The 14,709-nt window shown below is 47.6% G+C and carries 12 protein-coding genes and 1 pseudogene; 10 read left to right on the forward strand and 3 right to left on the reverse strand.

The annotated features are described in order from the left end of the window. The first annotated feature begins 114 nt into the window (after window positions 1-114). The 3 genes from C7B77_RS09810 (at window position 115) to C7B77_RS09820 (ending at window position 3,682) form a co-directional block, all read left to right on the forward strand. The gene (locus tag C7B77_RS09810) at window positions 115-1,947 is read left to right on the forward strand and encodes a DUF389 domain-containing protein (RefSeq protein ID WP_106303498.1); all 1,833 of its coding nucleotides are present in this window, start codon (window positions 115-117) and stop codon (window positions 1,945-1,947) included. 210 nt (window positions 1,948-2,157) lie between these two features. Beyond that, complete coding sequence (locus C7B77_RS09815; RefSeq protein ID WP_106303501.1) at window positions 2,158-3,183, forward strand: AI-2E family transporter; 1,026 nt, start codon at window positions 2,158-2,160, stop codon at window positions 3,181-3,183. A gap of 67 nt (window positions 3,184-3,250) precedes the next feature. Then, window positions 3,251-3,682 carry a YidH family protein gene (locus C7B77_RS09820; protein WP_106303504.1) on the forward strand — a complete coding sequence of 144 codons (432 nt, stop codon included), beginning with the start codon at window positions 3,251-3,253 and terminating at the stop codon, window positions 3,680-3,682. Between the two features lie 62 nt (window positions 3,683-3,744). Here C7B77_RS09820 and C7B77_RS31680 read toward each other — a convergent pair. From C7B77_RS31680 to C7B77_RS09835, 3 genes and pseudogenes are all read right to left on the reverse strand, one after another. Next, window positions 3,745-5,066: pseudogene (locus tag C7B77_RS31680) on the reverse strand (hemolysin family protein). Between the two features lie 88 nt (window positions 5,067-5,154). After that, window positions 5,155-6,009 carry a bacteriorhodopsin gene (locus C7B77_RS09830; RefSeq protein WP_245894146.1) on the reverse strand — a complete coding sequence of 285 codons (855 nt, stop codon included), beginning with the start codon at window positions 6,007-6,009 and terminating at the stop codon, window positions 5,155-5,157. Window positions 6,010-6,126: 117 nt separating this feature from the next. After that, window positions 6,127-6,516, reverse strand: a complete 390-nt coding sequence (locus tag C7B77_RS09835; protein ID WP_106303507.1) for a hypothetical protein — start codon at window positions 6,514-6,516, stop codon at window positions 6,127-6,129. Window positions 6,517-6,643: 127 nt separating this feature from the next. Here C7B77_RS09835 and rppA point away from each other — a divergent pair, with 127 nt between their 5' ends. The 7 genes from rppA to C7B77_RS09870 all read left to right on the forward strand — a co-directional run bounded on the left by rppA (window position 6,644) and on the right by C7B77_RS09870 (window position 14,541). Then, window positions 6,644-7,324, forward strand: a complete 681-nt coding sequence (gene rppA, locus C7B77_RS09840) for a two-component system response regulator RppA (protein ID WP_106303510.1) — start codon at window positions 6,644-6,646, stop codon at window positions 7,322-7,324. Further along, complete coding sequence (locus C7B77_RS09845; protein WP_106303513.1) at window positions 7,311-8,567, forward strand: sensor histidine kinase; 1,257 nt, start codon at window positions 7,311-7,313, stop codon at window positions 8,565-8,567. The genes rppA and C7B77_RS09845 overlap by 14 nt, the downstream gene beginning before the upstream one ends. Before the next feature lie 144 nt (window positions 8,568-8,711). Next, window positions 8,712-9,374: an SAM-dependent methyltransferase gene (locus C7B77_RS09850; RefSeq protein ID WP_106303516.1), complete on the forward strand. Its 663-nt coding sequence runs from the start codon at window positions 8,712-8,714 to the stop codon at window positions 9,372-9,374. 33 nt (window positions 9,375-9,407) lie between these two features. Next, window positions 9,408-10,220, forward strand: a complete 813-nt coding sequence (locus C7B77_RS09855) for a glucose 1-dehydrogenase (RefSeq protein ID WP_106303519.1) — start codon at window positions 9,408-9,410, stop codon at window positions 10,218-10,220. A 45-nt stretch (window positions 10,221-10,265) separates the two neighbouring features. Continuing rightward, complete coding sequence (locus C7B77_RS09860; protein WP_106303522.1) at window positions 10,266-12,722, forward strand: MGH1-like glycoside hydrolase domain-containing protein; 2,457 nt, start codon at window positions 10,266-10,268, stop codon at window positions 12,720-12,722. A 99-nt stretch (window positions 12,723-12,821) separates the two neighbouring features. After that, a complete protein-coding gene (locus C7B77_RS09865) occupies window positions 12,822-13,673 on the forward strand; it encodes a universal stress protein (RefSeq protein WP_106303525.1) in 852 nt (283 codons plus the stop codon). Window positions 13,674-13,770: 97 nt separating this feature from the next. Next, window positions 13,771-14,541: a PRC-barrel domain-containing protein gene (locus C7B77_RS09870; protein WP_106303527.1), complete on the forward strand. Its 771-nt coding sequence runs from the start codon at window positions 13,771-13,773 to the stop codon at window positions 14,539-14,541. Window positions 14,542-14,709: the final 168 nt, after the last annotated feature.

Here is a 14,709-nt window from a genome sequence, read left to right on the forward strand (position 1 = left end):
GGTATCGAGATCTACCAAACCTGCGATGCTAAACAGTCGCATTTGAGCAATCGAACTTGCAATGCAAATTCGGTAGAACTATAAAAACTGTCAATTGCTAGTTCGGGAGATGCAATGAAAAAGTTAATGACATTAGCAGCGATCGATCGATTAACTCACTGGTTTGCCAAAAATTTGGGAGTAGACAGCCTTCGCAAAGAACAGGTTTACTTAGACTTGGCTGGTTCCTTAACCCTAACTGATGCCAGCTATTGGATTCAGGTGTTATTTGCCGCTGGGATCGCCACTCTGGGTTTAGTCTTGAATAGTCCCGCAGTGATTATCGGTGCGATGCTGATTTCGCCGTTGATGGGCAGTATTTTGGCAAGTGGGCTAGCTTTAGCCACTGGAGACATTATCTTGGCACTGCGAGCTATTTTAAACCTAATCTTAAGCGGTGGACTGGCGATCGCCTTGGCATTTTTGGTGGTATTGATGCTGCCAGCCAAGGAGATGACTAGCGAAATTATGGCTAGAACTCAGCCAAATCTGCTGGATTTGATTATCGCCTTATTTTCGGGAGCCGTAGGCGCGGTGGCTATTTGTAAAGAGGCTAAAGGAGTTGTGACTTCTGTGCCGGGGGTTTCCATTGCTGTCGCCTTGATGCCCCCTTTGTGCGTGGTGGGTTATGGGATCGGGACGGCAGTGACATTTAATGCTGAGACTGGATTTGCAGTGGCACGGGGCGGCGGACTGCTGTTTTTTACTAACTTGGTTGCCATTACTTTTATGGCAATGCTCGTGTTTTTAGCCTTAAATATCGATGCAGATCCGGTGCGCGATCGAGTGCGGACGTGGCGAGAAACCGATCGCGAGAGCATTTGGGTACGATCGTTACTAGACAAACTGCCTGCATCGGGGCGACTGAAGCGAATCGGTAGTTTACCGAGTCGTCTGCTACTAATTGTGATAACTATTTTGGTAATTTCGGTTCCACTCGATCGATCTTACCGTCAGCTTCAAAGTGAGATTAGTTATAAACAGCAACAGAATCGACTCCGCAGTACCGCCACAGAAGTCTGGCACAAGAACTTTGCGGACTTTCCAGATGGCAAAGCCAGATCGTACATCAGTCAACTCTCATTTCAAGAACGAGAACGGCAACTAGTCGCTCAACTTCAAGTAGTTACCAGCCATGTTTACACTGAAGCCGAACGAGGGCGATACAAGCAACTGCTAGCGGTGAAACTACAGCGATCTCCAGACTCAATTGGCTTAAACCTGATTCAGATTCCTACGGCTTCTGGCGATCTGTTGCAGAAATTGTCTGAGGCAAGCAAGCCAGCACCACCGCCGACAACAGCTCAGTTGCAATCTGGTTTTTTGGAAAGTGCCAAACTAGCGATCGCCTCCCTCATCCTACCACCCCCCGCTCGATTGGTGAGTTATGCGGCCAGTACCAGCCCCGTGGCACCGTTGAAAATGCAGATTAGTTACCTGAGCGAGCGAGATATCGATCGCGATGGACAAGCGGTACTTATCGAGGAGATCCGCAGACAATTAGATTATCCGACAGCGGAGGTGACATTCAATCGACTCGCTCCCATTTTGGCAACAGTCACCTTTGAGTTAGATCGAGCGCAAATCCCGCCCAGCCAAACGCAAATACTCGATCGCATCGGTCTGGTGCTACAGCAAAATCCGACATTACAAGTCGAGCTACAATCTGGGCAAACACCATCGGAAATCGGCACGATCGCCCAGGATCGCTCGCTAGCGATTCAGAACTATCTACAAAGTCAATTGCAAATTCCACCCGTTAGTTCCGGTACTAAGAATAATAGTCGCTATATTGTTAAAACCGAGCTAGCAACCACCCCCACCGTTCGATTGAAGACAACGATCGAATTGCTTCAAAATGCCTCGGCAATTGACCCGATCGATGCTGGTAAAACAAATATAAAATAACGCTCCAAAATCGGATGTACTCTCTATCTTAAGGAGACGATCGGATCTGCTCAATGGTAGAGAGTCAGCAGGTGAGATCTTGTGTACGATCGACATAAGAAAATAAAAACTTAGCATCGATATCGACAGCAATATCAAAGATAACAAGGCTGAAAGTAGAGCGTGTCATCGATCGGGTGGGATTCAAGTTAAAGCGAGCAATAATTACACATGAGCCAACCACAAGATCGATCGATCTGGGATAATCTTAATAACACCAAGCTAATTCGCTATGTGTTGTTATTCATACTGGGGTGGGCGATCGTTCAAATCGTCGCTTACTTTAGCTCGGTAATTATTATTTTTATATTTGCGGCAATTTTTGCATTTTTACTGAGTTTTCCAGTCGAGTGGGCTGCTCGCATCATGCCGCGCCAAGTTGCTATTGTTGCGAGCTTTTTGCTCGGTTTATTAATTTTAGTCGCGATCGTCGCCACAGTCGGAACTGCGATTTTTTCACAGACACAGCAGCTAGTCGCTCAAGCACCACAGTTATTGGAGAGCGCGATCGCTTCTGTCGATCGGCTAATAATATTTCTCCAGCGATGGAACGTAAATATCGATCTGAGCGAACTTGAAACTCAACTTAGGACACAAGTACCTTCAACCGTAGGGTTTGGGTTGACGATGTTACAAAATATATTTGTGAATTTGCTCGACCTATTTATTATTGCAGTTGTTGCTTTATTCATGCTATTTGATGGCAACCGATTGTGGAATTTACTCCTGCGAATTTTCCCAATCGGAATGCGCGATCGCGTTACCGAGGTGGTGCGAAAAAACTTCCTGGGGTTTTTCTGGGGAAGATTAATTCTGGTTGTTTTCTTTGGTATTTCTATTTATATCGTGTTCCTAGTGTTAGGAGTTAATTCTCCATTGGGATTGGCAGCGATCGTGAGTGCATTTGACCTGATTCCAGGGATTGGAGCAACGCTGGGAGTCAGCTTAGTGTCGTTGATTATTTTACAGCAAGGGGTCTCTTTGGCACTAATTACGTTGGTAAGTTGCATTCTGCTTCAGCAAGTTCAAGAAAATCTGCTCATGCCTCGAATCATGCAAGGATCGATCGATCTCAATCCGGTAATTATGTTTTTTGCATTGCTCGTAGGTGCGAAGGTAGCAGGATTAATTGGCGTGTTTTTATCGATCCCGCTAGCTGGCATTGCGATCGAATTATGCGGAGTTAGAGAAATGTAACAAGATCGTCATTAGTTCACAATCTATCCAAAAAAATACAGATGATTTTATACTACTAAATTGCATCATGTCTCGATCGCCCATCGACCGCCAACGCGAACATCAGGCAAACGAACGTACTTTCCTTGCTTGGCTGCGCACCTCAATTGCTCTGATTAGTTTTGGATTTGCAATCGCCCGCTTTGGCTTATTTTTACGTCAACTTGGAGTTGTAATTACTCGTCAAGAAAATCCCTTCAAGCCGATTTTTAACTCCCAAAATCTGGGCATCAGTATGGTAATCTTTGGCATCGCAACGATCGCGCTAGCTGCTTGGCGATACAGCCAAGTATTCTGGCAAATCGAACGTGGAGATTATCAACCGAGCCGTACTACTGTGTTTGTAATGACTGGCATCGTTATCGCTTTAGGACTCCTGAGTATGCCCTTACTGCTGGTTCGCGATCGAGAAATAATAGCTCCAGCGTCGCCTTCTAAAAGCCTAAAATCTCATCGGTAAACTTACATCAGCATTCTGTTATTCGGGAATTGCAATCCGAATTGTTGTTTATTTAGCATCTTTTAATCATTTCTAGCTCGTAAATCTTCACTAAATTCAGCATGATTTACTAAGATTTTATCGACTCTTTTGCCGTCCATATCAACTATTTCTAATCTCAATTTTTGCCATTGAAAATATTCACCAGAAGTAGGAATTTTACCTAACTGCATGATTGCAAAACCGCCCAGCGTATGGTAGTTACCTCGGTCGATCGCGCTTTCGGGAATGTCGAAGCGATCGAGAAACTCTTCGATCGATAACATTCCGTCGAGGAGCCACGAACCATCTGCGCGTTGAATAATTTGTGCTTCTTCCGGTTCCTCACTCAGATCGGTAAGATCGCCGACGATCTCCTCTAATAGATCGTGCATAGTAACTAAGCCCTGAACCACACCATACTCATCGACGACTATCGCCATGTGCGTCCCAATTTTTTTGAACTGTTCGAGCACCTTCAATCCCCGCGTACTTTCGGGAAGAAATAGGGGTTGCTGCAAACAAACGGTCAGATTCAATTCTTCTCCTCTGAGGATCTGCGATAGGAGATCGGCAACATGAACTACCCCCAATACCCGATCGAGTTCGCCTTCACAAACGGTTAGGCGCGAATATTCGCTGTCGATAATTTTTTGACGAGTAACCGCGATCGTGTCATTAATATCCAACCAGACCAGATCGGGGCGGGGTGTCATTAAAGCACCAATTTTGCGATCGCCAAGTCCCAATACCCTTGCACCATATCCTGCTCGGACTCCTCGAACATGCCCGTTTCGGTGCCCTGCTCGATTAACACCTTGATTTCTTCTTCGGTAACTTCTGGCTCTGTGGAAGGTTTAATTCTGAGTAGGTTCAAGACAAAATTGGTAGAATTACCCAAGACAAAAATCAGTGGATGCGACAACCTTGCCAGTAGATCGATCGGTCGGGCGAGAAAACTGGCAATCTTTTCGGGGTTACTTAGAGCCAGTTGTTTGGGCACTAGTTCGCCGATAATTAGTGTCAGATAAGTCAGGATTGCCACCGCAATCGTCGAAGAAATACCTTCGCTATACTCACTGGGCAACCATTGTTCGAGTTGGGGGCTGAGTAATCGCGAAATCGCACTTTCACCCCTAGCACCAGATAAAATCCCCATCAAGGTAATACCAACCTGGACTGTGGGCAAAAAGCGGTGCGGGGTAAGTGCCAAGTCTAGCGCGATCGCCGCTTGGCGACTACCTTGATTTGCCAGTTGTTGTAGTCTAACTTTTCGGGCTGAGACGATCGCCATCTCCGACATGACAAACAGGGCATTGATTAAAATCAGTCCCAATACCAGTAATAATTCCGCAGTGGGAGTCATGAAATTAAAAATAAAATACGTTGTATTTAATCAAACTCAGCTTTATTAACAACCTTAAAATTTGCGGTTTTGGTTAAAGTTTTTCCGACTAGCGACGGGGATTTTTGCCGTTCGTTGGCGAAGCCTCTCTGTTGGCTTCGCCTCGCCTTTGGCGATAAGAGAATCGAGTGGCGGGAAGCCCCATTCCCAAGAATTGTAGAACTCGATTCTCCAAGGGAGAGGCTACGCCAACGGCTACACGATCGAGTCCAGTTTCTGACTGACGATTTTGCAAACCTCTCAAACCATGTAAGTCGAGAAAGCTAAACCCAACTTTGGAGAAGAAAGGCAAGATACAAAATAAGAGAGTGTCGATATCTTGGTTCGTCAACCCAAAACCAGAAGGGCCAATAATCCATACCACTGGGTAGCCAATCCATAAGACGGTAAAGTAGGTTGTCAACTTTTTATAAAGTTTCGCTAGTTCGCTGCCTTGACCCCTTGCTTTTGCCTGTAAAGGTACCCAAATCCCCCACAGCACGATGAGGAAAGCTACCGTACCGCAAATGTACCAAAGATATCTCACCCAAGTTTGGGCTGAAAGATCGGCAATCAATCCAGTTGTAATGACTACTATTTGCGTACTCATTAAAAAGCCAATTAACGTCCAATCTTTTTTAACAAACTGCATTGCCGTCCAAGCAAGCGTCAGTAGTAATAGGGGAGTCGTCACCATCCAATCAATATAGCGGGCATAGTGAACGATGCGTCCGGCAACTTCGACGTTGCCCTGGCCTAATGCCATTGCCATGTATGCCAGTCCCGACCAAATGGGAATAAATATTGCCACTAAATATTCAGACTGAGGAACGCCTTTGGGATCGCGACTTAAAGACCAAAAATGCAACGCCCCAATTGTCATGCCCGCTACATACAACCAATGCAAAGTTGTCTGCAAATTCATCGAAGTTGTCCCAGTGTAGGTGTATATCTCTAAGATTCATGGATAAATATGACACCAATGTGACACGTCTTTACCTTGCAAGCGATCGATAATCCAATAGACAGGAATAGCTCGCTCTCAATCCTTAATTCGGTAGGCGATCGATTTGCGGACATCGGCAACAGGCATTGCCAATTCTTTGGCGATTGCTGCTTCGATCTGACTGGCTTGAGTGAAGGGAAACTCGTATTCGAGCCGCTTTAAAGTTGGTGCGGTAGTTTTGATAACCAGCTTAGTTAAACCGCTACGCCGATCGATTTCGGCATTCATCGTGAGGATCGTAACCGATCGTTGGGTTGTTAACTGGGTACCTGCCTGAAGTTTGTTGACAGAATCATAAGCACGGTTGAGAACTCGTGCCGCCATGTAGTTGCCTGTAAACCAAACCAATGTAGCAATTAACGGCAAGGGCAGCCAAAATTCCCCACCAACGCGATGAAGTAATTGGCGCAAGCGCGGGGTAGACATTGCAGTTTGAGAACGTGCCGAATATTCGGATCGTAGCCTAAGAGCGGACTGGCTTAAATCTAACTTCTGACAGAGGCTAATGCTAAATTACCTTTCTACAATACAGTTACGAAAAGGGATTTAGCTAATGCGAATACTGTTGGTAGAAGACGATCCAGATCAACTAGAGCCATTGCAGTATGCCCTCTCCGAAGCAGGGCACATTGTCGATGGTATCGAAGATGGGGAGATCGCCCAGCGGATTGTATCGCAGCGGGATTATGACCTGTTGATCTTGGATTGGTTATTACCTCACGTCAGCGGATTGAGCTTATGCCAACAGTACCGTCGTTTGGGAAAAACGGCTCCAGTGTTGATGTTGACTGCCAAAGATGCAACTTGCGACAAGATTAGTGGTTTGGATGCGGGAGCCGATGACTATCTAGTCAAACCTACGGATATGTTTGAGTTGTTGGCACGGGTGCGGGCATTGGGGCGGAGATCGCCGTTGTGGCAAGGGGATGTATTACAGGTTAAAGATCTAATTTTGCATTTTTCCACACTGACTGTAGCCAAAGGCGATCGCTGCCTACAGTTATCGACCCGCGAATTTCAATTTCTAGAGTATCTGATGCGCCATCCGCGTCAGGTGCTGTCGCGCACTCAGATCGAGCAAGCCTTGTGGGCATGGGGTAGCGAACCGGAGAGTAACGCAATCACGACCTTGGTACGTCGGCTGCGGCAGCGATTGGAGGCGATCGGCGCGATCGATTGGTTAGAAACTATCTATGGTATGGGCTATAGTTTGAATCCAGATGTTCCGTCGTAGCCGCCGCAATCTTGCCCACTGGTTTACGCTGTCGATGGGGAGTATTCTGCTCGTTTTTGCCAGCATCATTTATTATCAGCAAGCAGTCGAGCGGCTCCAAGAAAGCGATCGGCAGCTCTATCAAAAGGCGAGCTTGATGGCGGCCAATATCGATTACGCACGGTACGATGGTCGCGAACAACTCGATCTGAGCAATGTCCCAATTCTGGGCAGTTATGCGCCGCCTGCTGCTAGTAATATGGCTTATGCGCGTTGGTATTCAGCTAGTGGCAAGCTGCAACAGTTTTATGGAGTGCAGCCTGTGGATCGGCTGCAAGCGATCGCTGCTTTTGAAACGATCGAGTCTGACTCGGAATGGCTGCGGCAATTAACGCTCCCGGTTGACTACAATGGACGCACGATCGGCTATCTCCAGATCGCCCTGCCGTTGACCGAAGTGCGAGGCGTACTCAAAGAATTTTTGATGGTAATGGCGATCGCCGTGCCGTTAACCCTGGGCGCAGTCAGTCTAGTGGGTTGGTGGCTGGGCGGACTGGCAATGCAACCGATTCGGTACACCTACGATCGATTACAAAGATTTACGTCTGATGCCTCCCACGAATTACGGGCACCGCTAGCGACGATTCTCAGTAATGCCCAGGTTGGCTTAATGAGTCCAGTTGAGTCGGGTCAGACCAAACATGCTCGCCTCGAAAAAATTGCGGAAACGGCCAAGTCGATGAATCGGTTGACGACCGATCTATTATTTTTAGCCCGTCAATCGGGACGGTTAGACTCCAATTCGATCCGATCGATTCACTTAAATAACCTGCTTAAAGAGACGATCTCAATGCCATCAATCCAGAGTGTCGCCCAACAGGTAACACTTAAGCTAGAACTGCCGGAAGAGAATATTCTTATAAAAGGTAATCCCGATCTCCTCACACAAGCGATCGTCAATTTACTGACAAATGCCTGCAAATATACATTACCTGAAGGGATGGTATGGGTGCGATTAGTAAGTCAATATCATCGCATTTTAATTCAGGTAGAAGATACTGGCATTGGGATTCCCGCAACAGATTTACCGCATATATTTGAAAGGTTTTACCGAGTCGATTCGGAGCGATCGCGCGATCGAGGCGGTACTGGCTTGGGATTGGCGATCGCCTACCAAATTATTGCCGCCCACGGCGGACATTTAACGGTGAGCAGCCAGGTAGGGAAGGGTTCGCTATTTCAAATTGAATTTCCGGTTATTTAAATCGATCGACTAAAGTTTTGGGCGTTGCTAAATCTTGTCATGTTCTAGTCACATTTACTGTCGAGGATAAAGGTAGGGATTGAATTTTCAATTGCCGTTAACAAGTTTTTGACAAGAAATACTGACATTAAGGAGAGCGAAATCATGCAACTCAAATCCACGGCTCGATCGCTACTTGTCGGGATCGGCATTCTGAGTCTTACAGTAGTCGGCTGCTCCCAAACCCGTAACTTTGAAGCAGAAACTCAAAATCCGATATCTAACTCTCCAACCGATGTCACTGGAGATCGGTCTCAAGCAGCTCCACCAGCAACCGCAGCTCCCACCCGCACACCCGATGTCGTGTACGTGCCAACACCCGTACCCGTGGTAAATGAAATGTTGCGGTTGGCCAACGTGAAATCGAATGATGTCGTTTACGACTTAGGTAGCGGCGATGGGCGGATCGTAATTGCCGCAGCTCAAGAACGCGGCGCGAGCGGTATTGGCATTGACATCAATCCAGAACGCATTCGCGAAGCCAATCGGAACGCCCAAAAGGCGGGTGTGACGGATCGAGTGCAGTTTCGGCAGCAGGATTTGTTCCAAACAGATTTTAGCAAGGCAACGGTGGTGACGCTGTACTTGCTGCCAGAACTCAACGTCAAGCTCCGCCCTAAGTTGCTCCGCGAATTAAAACCAGGTACGCGGATTGTTTCTCATGCCTTCGATATGGGTGACTGGAAGCCTCAACAAGTTGTAGAAGTCGATGGTCGAACAGTCTATTACTGGGTCGTACCAGAAAATCCCCCTGCTAATCTACTCTGAGGCATTGAATTAGATAATTATTAAAAACCAACCATGAAAGGATTAACTGGAAAAAATGTCCTAATTACTGGAGCGAGTTCGGGAATCGGCCAAGCGATCGCCATTCGACTCGCGCAAGAAGGCTGCAACATTGCCATTAACTACCGCAAAAATGCCGAAGAAGCCGCCGAAACTGAAGAACTGGCGATGCAGAAAGCTTGTGGGCAAGAAGTCGAAAATTGCGGCGTAAAATCGCTAATCGTCCAGGGCGATGTATCTAAAGAAGATGAGATTATTGAGGTAATTAATACGGTAATCGATCGATTTGGGAGTTTAGATATTCTGGTCAATAATGCGGGTATTCAAACCGAATGTCCTTCACATGAGCTATCTACCGCTGAATTCGATCGAGTTTTGGATATCAATCTTCGGGGTGCATTCTTGTGTGCGCGGGAAACAATTAAACATTTACTATCGCGACAGCAATCTGGCAGTATTATCAATATTTCTAGCGTTCATGAAATTATTCCGCGTCCTACATATTTAAGTTATTCGATTAGCAAAGGTGGCATGGGGAATTTAACCAAAACGCTGGCATTAGAATATGCCGATCGGCAGATTCGCGTCAATGCGATCGCGCCTGGTGCGACCGTGACCCCAATCAATCAAGATTGGATCGAAAACCCAGATAAAAAGGCCGTTGTCGAGAGCCATATCCCGATGGGGCGCGCTGGCACGTCTGAAGAAATGGCCGCTGCGGTAGCATTTCTGGCTTCAGATGAAGCCGCATACATTACCGGGCAAACATTGTATATCGACGGTGGACTCACCCTCTACGCTGATTTTCGAGAAGCTTGGTCTGCCTAAAGCCTAAAGCCTAATCCCTAAAGCCCAATCGCCAGGAGTATAGCCATGACCGCAGAAGAGCAACGACTACAAGCAGACCGCGATCGCCAAGCTTATTGGCGCAGATGGGGGCCGTACTTGAGCGAACGTCAGTGGGGCACCGTCCGAGAAGATTATAGTGCCGATGGTGCGGCGTGGGAGCATTTTCCACACGAGCAGGCGCGATCGCGAGCGTATCGTTGGGGCGAAGATGGGATTGCCGGAATTTCTGACAATCATCAACGGTTGTGTTTTGCGATCGCCTTGTGGAACGGTGCAGACCCGATTCTCAAAGAGCGGCTATTTGGGCTGACTGGCCCAGAAGGCAATCATGGCGAGGATGTCAAGGAGTACTACTTCTATCTCGACAACACGCCCAGCCATGCCTATATGAAGTATTTCTACAAGTATCCACATGCCGCTTTTCCCTACACCCAACTCGTGCAGGAGAACCAGCGGCGGGGCTATCGCGAGCCAGAGTTTGAGTTAGTAGATACTGGCATCTTTGATGACGATCGCTATTTTGACATCTATATCGAGTATGCCAAAGCCACGGATGAAGACATCCTGATTCAGATCACTGCCATCAATCGCGGCGCAGAACGGCAAACGCTCCATTTATTGCCAACACTCTGGTTTCGGAATACTTGGTCGTGGGATCTCGATAGTCCCAAACCGCAGTTACAGCAACTCCACAGTGGTGACTTGCATAGTGTCATCGCTGCCGATAGTTCCACTTTGGGCGATCGCTATCTCTATTGCCAGTCTACAGCCCTATTATTTACCGAAAATGAGACTAATTCCGATCGATTATTCGGTACTCCCAACTCGTCGCCTTACGTCAAAGATGGCATTAACGACTATATCGTGCATGGGCGCACTGAAGCCGTAAATCCCCAGCAGCTCGGCACCAAAGTCGCCGCCGATTACGAACTGACGCTGGATGCCCATCAAGCGCAAACCATCCAGTTACGATTGACCAATCGTGACGATTTAGCCGCACCCTTCGCCGAATTTGCAGATATATTTGCACTGCGGCAGCAAGAAGCGGATGAATTCTATCAGCGCATCACGCCCAATCGGCTCTCAGACGATGCACGGCAGATTCAACGACAGGCATTTGCCGGACTGCTGTGGACGAAACAGTACTACCATTACGTGGTGGAAGATTGGCTCCAGGGCGACCCGACCCAACCGCCACCGCAGCGTCACCATCCGCGCAATTCGGCCTGGATTCATGTGTTTAATGATGACATCATTTCGATGCCCGATAAGTGGGAGTTTCCCTGGTTTGCCGCTTGGGATCTGGCCTTTCACTGCATTCCCCTAGCGACGCTCGATCCCGACTTTGCCAAACGCCAATTAGATCGGCTCACACGCGAATGGTATATGCACCCAAATGGGCAGATTCCCGCCTATGAGTGGCATTTTGGCGATGTTAATCCGCCCGTTCATGCTTGGGCGACTTGGCGCGTCTACCAGATCGAGCAGGAAGTATACGGACGCAGCGATCCAGCATTTTTAGAGCGCGTGTTTCAGAAGTTATTGCTCAACTTTACCTGGTGGGTGAACCAGAAAGACCACAACGGCAACAACATTTTTCAGGGTGGGTTTTTGGGACTCGATAATATCGGTATTTTCTACGATGTGTTGCACTTACCAGACGGGCGACATCACCATTTGAAAGTTCGATCGATGGTCGGGCTAGTGCCGTTATTTGCCACCGCAATTTTAGAATCGGCTACCTTAGACCGATTGCCAGATTTCCAACGTCGCTTTGAGTGGTTTATCGCCAACCGACCCAACTTACACCGCAATCTAGCAGCTTTGTCAGCACCAGGAGCGCAAGCACGACGATTGCTAGCGATCGTCAATCCGATCGATCGACTCCCACACATCCTCTACCGCTTGCTAGATGAAACTGAGTTCCTCAGCCCTTATGGCGTGCGATCGCTCTCAAAAATTCATGCCCAACAACCCTACACGTTCTCTGAAGGGGGACAACTACATACAATCGCCTACGAACCTGCCGAATCGACAACAGGCATGTTTGGAGGCAATTCCAACTGGCGGGGGCCAATTTGGTTACAGATGAATTTTCTGATAATTGAATCGCTCCAGCAGTTTCACACTTATCTTGGCGATGAATTTACAGTCGAATGCCCCACCGGATCGGGACAGTGGCTGACACTAGCAGAAGTAGCCACCGAATTATCGCACCGCTCGATCGCCATCTTCGAGCAAAATGCTGCCGGAAATCGACCAGTACATGATGGCAATCGCCTATTTCAGACCGACCCTCACTGGCGTGATTTGTTGCTATTTTACGAACATTTCAATGGCGATAACGGTGCGGGATTGGGGGCAAATCATCAAACAGGCTGGACGGGTTTAGTTGCCACTTTGATTCGCGATTGTAGCGAACGATCGCCAATATCTCAGCCTGAATATCCTCAACCGATATCCTCAATTGTCGATCGATAAAAATCCTAGCAATCTACACAGAATCTTATTTTGGGAGGAAATCGATCGATCGGTCGTTGAGTAAAAGTCTCGATCTTCTCTATTTTGGAGTGAATAGTTATGTTTGAACGAGTTTTAATTTGCACTGATTTTAAGGATGGTTTGCAGCGGCTGGCGCATTATACTGACGCTTTAGCGGCTGGCGGAATGAAGCAAATGGTGTTTCTCCACGTCGTTCCACTCTTAGAAATGCGCACTATTCCCAAGATCGATAACGATCGCGTAGAACAAGCGCAAGCGCGACTGAATGCGGCAGTTGGCTTGAGTCCGGTTGGTGTCGATGTCCATATTGAGGTGAGATCGGGGCAATCTGTCGAGACGATTCTTCAGGTTGCTAAGAGCTATGGCTCTGAATCGATCGTCTTGGGTTCCCAGACGCATAACTCGCTTGTCGATCTACTGCTTGGCAGTACGATGACCGAATTATCTCACCGCACGCCGATTCCACTGCTGATTCTCCGTCCTCAATTAATTGCGGCATTTACTGCGGAGGAGCTAAGGCTCCGTTGCCAGCATTTATTGCGCGCTGTACTGGTTCCTTACGACGGCAGTACAGTCGCCAATTTTCTGGTCAAGCAGATAAAGCAGTTGGCTCAAAAACAGACCGATCGATATCTGGAGCGGTGCGTGCTGTGTTGGGTTACAGATAGCATTCCCACTCAGACCGAGCAAAACCGCCTTGCTGAGATCGAAGTCGATTTGGAGGCGGCAAATTTACAAGTAACAACAAGCTTACGCCGAGGAAGTCCGCTGGCTGAGATTTTGGAGGTAGCTCAAATGGAAGAGATTAGCGCGATCGCCATTTCTACTGGCACGATCGGGAAGTTTCAGGAGTGGATTATGACTAGTTTTGCAGCAGAATTACTGCGTCTGAGCTGGTCGCCAGTATTGTATTTCCCGCCTTCTCGTTAGATTTAGCTTCGGAAACATTTGCTAGAAACTACGCTCGGACGGTTGAGCGATCGATAACAACCAACCGCCAAGCTCAAACAATTAAGGGAGTTGCAATATGTTAATCACAGCCAAAACCCTCGAAGGTTTTAAGTTAAACAGCCTCGACGGTGAAATCGGCAAGGCAAAAGAATTTTACTTTGACGATCGGCACTGGACGATTCGCTACCTAGTTGCCGACACTGGAGGCTGGCTGACGGGCAGGCAGGTGCTGATTTCTCCGTATGTGCTGGTTACTGCGGATAAGGGAGAGGAGTACATCACCGTCAATTTGACCAAACAACAGATCGAGAATAGTCCATCTTTGAGCAGCGATAAACCCGTTTCGCAACAATTCGAGCTGGATTATCACGGATATTATGGATACCCAATGTATTGGGGTGGCTTATCCATCTGGGGAGCTGACCCTTATATTCAGCGAGATCGCGAACAATGGGACAAATCTACCCCAGCAGAGAAAAAGGGCGATCCCAACTTGCGGAGCACTCGTGAGGTGAGTGGCTATCATATTCAAGCTACAGACGGCGAGATCGGGCACGTCGAGGACTTTATCATCGATTACCAAACGTGGTCGATTCGGTATCTAATCGTCGAGACAGTCAATTGGTGGTCGGGAAAAAAAGTTCTGATTTCACCGCGATGGATCGAGCGGGTGAGCTGGAATGAGTCGAAAGTCTTCATCAATCTGCCGAGCGAAATCATCGAAAAATCACCGGAATATAGGCAGGAGATACTGCTAATGCGGGATTATGAAACTCGACTCCATCAACATTACAATCGCCAGGGCTACTGGGTTGATGACTCGAACGATTTGGTGCAACCGCTGTAAAGCATCTGCGAATTAGTCGATCGGTTCGATTAGTAAATTTAGAGGTAATTAGAGGTAAGAAAATGAGCAAAGTAAAAGTTAAGATCCGGCGTTCGCAATTGATTTCCGTTGTAGGCGTGACAATGTTAGTAGTCGGTTTGATGGCTGGCGCGATCGCACCTTATTTGG

The sequence above is a fragment of the Chamaesiphon polymorphus CCALA 037 genome, from assembly GCF_003003845.1.
Taxonomy (GTDB): Bacteria; Cyanobacteriota; Cyanobacteriia; order Cyanobacteriales; family Chamaesiphonaceae; genus Chamaesiphon; species Chamaesiphon polymorphus.

What these genes read in the sequence shown, in the direction of transcription:
- C7B77_RS09810 (WP_106303498.1), top strand. Translation starts at nt 115, where the DNA reads ATGAAAAAGTTAATGACATTAGCAGCGATCGATCGATTAACTCACTGG.
- C7B77_RS09815 (WP_106303501.1), top strand. Translation starts at nt 2,158, where the DNA reads ATGAGCCAACCACAAGATCGATCGATCTGGGATAATCTTAATAACACC.
- C7B77_RS09820 (WP_106303504.1), top strand. Translation starts at nt 3,251, where the DNA reads ATGTCTCGATCGCCCATCGACCGCCAACGCGAACATCAGGCAAACGAA.
- C7B77_RS09830 (WP_245894146.1), bottom strand. Translation starts at nt 6,009, where the DNA reads ATGAATTTGCAGACAACTTTGCATTGGTTGTATGTAGCGGGCATGACA.
- C7B77_RS09835 (WP_106303507.1), bottom strand. Translation starts at nt 6,516, where the DNA reads ATGTCTACCCCGCGCTTGCGCCAATTACTTCATCGCGTTGGTGGGGAA.
- rppA (WP_106303510.1), top strand. Translation starts at nt 6,644, where the DNA reads ATGCGAATACTGTTGGTAGAAGACGATCCAGATCAACTAGAGCCATTG.
- C7B77_RS09845 (WP_106303513.1), top strand. Translation starts at nt 7,311, where the DNA reads ATGTTCCGTCGTAGCCGCCGCAATCTTGCCCACTGGTTTACGCTGTCG.
- C7B77_RS09850 (WP_106303516.1), top strand. Translation starts at nt 8,712, where the DNA reads ATGCAACTCAAATCCACGGCTCGATCGCTACTTGTCGGGATCGGCATT.
- C7B77_RS09855 (WP_106303519.1), top strand. Translation starts at nt 9,408, where the DNA reads ATGAAAGGATTAACTGGAAAAAATGTCCTAATTACTGGAGCGAGTTCG.
- C7B77_RS09860 (WP_106303522.1), top strand. Translation starts at nt 10,266, where the DNA reads ATGACCGCAGAAGAGCAACGACTACAAGCAGACCGCGATCGCCAAGCT.
- C7B77_RS09865 (WP_106303525.1), top strand. Translation starts at nt 12,822, where the DNA reads ATGTTTGAACGAGTTTTAATTTGCACTGATTTTAAGGATGGTTTGCAG.
- C7B77_RS09870 (WP_106303527.1), top strand. Translation starts at nt 13,771, where the DNA reads ATGTTAATCACAGCCAAAACCCTCGAAGGTTTTAAGTTAAACAGCCTC.